Here is a 2,193-nt window from a genome sequence, read left to right as displayed (position 1 = left end):
AGGTGGGTGAAGCCATGGCCATGGTCAAAGCGCTTAACCGGATCACGCTATTAGGAATGCCGAACAGTATTCGCATCACGTAACAATCGACCCGTATGGGGCGCAGTCGTTACAAGTTCTGATTTATTCAACAAAGCCTAGAAGGCATTGTTACGCTGAGTGATGTCATGGAAACCATCGCAGGAAATCTGCCGATCGAGGGAGAAGATGTCTATGCGCGCCACGACATCACGCAAAATGAAGACGGGAGCTGGATTGCCAACGGCTATACGCCACTGGAAGATCTCGCCATGTACATCCCTCTTACCCTGGATGAAAAACGCGAATATTACACACTGGCCGGTTTAACGATGGAATATTCGCAGCGCGTACCGCAAGAAGGCGATGAACTCACCATCGACGGCTATCGCTTCAAGATATTAAGCATGGAGAGCAACCGTATTGTTAAAGTGGCAATCACTCAGGAGCATACGCCTGAGCAGGATTATGAGGTATAAAAGTGAAGCATCCCCCACCGATACACAGTGAGGGATGCCCATTTATCTTATGCCGGGATCAAAATTTCCGTAGCAACCACTACCACAATCAGCCCGACCAATACCGGCACGGATGTGCGTTTTACCACTTCGAACGGCGAAACCTTCGCCATCCCCGCCACCGCAACCACTACGCCAGACACCGGAGAAATGGTTCTGCCAAGGTTAGAAGATTGCAGCATCGGGATCGCCAGATAGGCTGGTTTGATGCCCATCTGTGAAGCCAGCTTAGGGATCAGTTCGACAAACGCATAGAACGGTGCGTTACCCGACCCGGTGGTCATTGCAGCCAACATGGTGATCACTACCAGCACTAGCATGATAAGCAGAGCGCCGCTGCCAAAGGATTGCACCAACCCAATCAAACCGCTGATAAAGCCGATGGTGCTCAACCCCTGTGCAAACACACCGGCAGCAACCAACAGCACCACAACGCTGGAGAAGGCATCGGCCATGCCCTTATAAGCGACATTCAGCCCAGCATAAATGGTTTTGGCGTTAAAGAAACGCAGGAATTCACACATAGCAGCCAGCAGCATGCAGATCACCAGAATGGTGATAATGTGCAGCTCCGGCCCCCACTTGCCATCAAAAATCAGCACACCGATGATCGGCGTGAACGGCAAAATGGCGTACAGGCGCGGCGCATTGGTTTCAATGTCTTGCGCTTCGACCATTTCGTGGCTGATGTTCTCTTTTCGGTCGATATAGCGCTGCCAGAAAAAGTGGGCAATAGCCATAGACACAATGGCGGCAATGGAGATCGGCAGTGTCACCTTAAAGGCAAAATCCACCAGCTTCATTTGCGAAGCCTGCGCCGCCAGCACCACGTCGCCAGAGGTCGGCGACAGGATCAATGCCGCCGGCGAGGCGCAGATAGCAGCCGCTGCTCCACGGCTGATGCCCACATTCACCATAACTGGGAACAGCGTTGCCATCAGCAACACACCCAATCCGGTGGCAGATGACACAGCGAGTGACATCAAGCAGGCCACGAAATAGGCGGCAATCATCAGCAAATAAGGGGAGTTGATCACTTTCAGCGTGCGTGAAACCAGTTTTACCACAACATCATTGGCACCAATATGCGTCATGTAGGCGGCAAAACCGCACAGTACCATGATCATCATGCCAAGGTCGCCGCTGCGGCTCATAAGCAGAATTTTGACGTATTCAACAATATCCGTTAAGCCCCACCCCGTGGACTTCGCACTGGCGGGCAGTACGCTTTTCCCCATCAGTACGCTGATCAGCAGCAGCAGCAACCCGCCAGCCATCAGAACGCCGGTCGCGGAATAGCCTTTAATGATGTAACGGCCCACCAGCACCGTCACAACAACACCTATAAGGAGTTCGATCATGATGTTTCTCTGTAGAAAGTGAACGTAAACAAATGCCTGACGGGCAGACATCAAATAGCGCTCTGGTATAAGGAAATGTGATAAAAACAGGGAAGTTTACTGATTTGTAGAAAAACTACAAATGGCAAAGATCAAAGAAGTAAAGTTTATTTAGTTTGTGTATTCAATGAGTTGATGTAGCATCAAACGTAGTACTCGCGTTCGATGTAAGTACCGATGATCCTATCGTGCATTTCGGATGATTTTGAATATCCGAGCGTCTTGCGATTGAGCCGTTGCAATCGGTTACGCAGTGT

2 protein-coding genes and 2 pseudogenes are annotated in these 2,193 nt (G+C 50.7%); 2 read left to right on the top strand and 2 right to left on the bottom strand.

Annotated features, from left to right (window positions below; all coding sequences use genetic code 11):
• Both QZ506_RS16765 and QZ506_RS16760 read left to right on the top strand, forming a co-directional pair.
• Window positions 1–83 (top strand): annotated as a pseudogene (locus QZ506_RS16765) (lipoprotein); the annotation flags it as partial.
• Window positions 84–134: 51 nt separating this feature from the next.
• Window positions 135–497, top strand: a pseudogene (locus QZ506_RS16760) (transporter associated domain-containing protein); the annotation flags it as partial.
• Between the two features lie 47 nt (window positions 498–544).
• On the opposite strand, the gene dcuC reads toward QZ506_RS16760, so the two are convergent.
• Entirely contained in the window at window positions 545–1,897 is a 1,353-nt protein-coding gene (gene dcuC / locus QZ506_RS16755; RefSeq protein WP_291972624.1) for an anaerobic C4-dicarboxylate transporter DcuC, read from the bottom strand.
• Between the two features lie 182 nt (window positions 1,898–2,079).
• The coding region (locus tag QZ506_RS16750) for an IS1 family transposase (protein ID WP_291969230.1) at window positions 2,080–2,193 on the bottom strand (114 nt) is incomplete at its 5' end.

The sequence above is a fragment of the Candidatus Symbiopectobacterium sp. genome (assembly GCF_020054415.1).
Classification (GTDB): domain Bacteria; phylum Pseudomonadota; class Gammaproteobacteria; order Enterobacterales; family Enterobacteriaceae; genus Symbiopectobacterium.
Note: the sequence above shows the minus strand (reverse complement) of the source record. Positions and strands in the feature narration are given on the sequence as shown.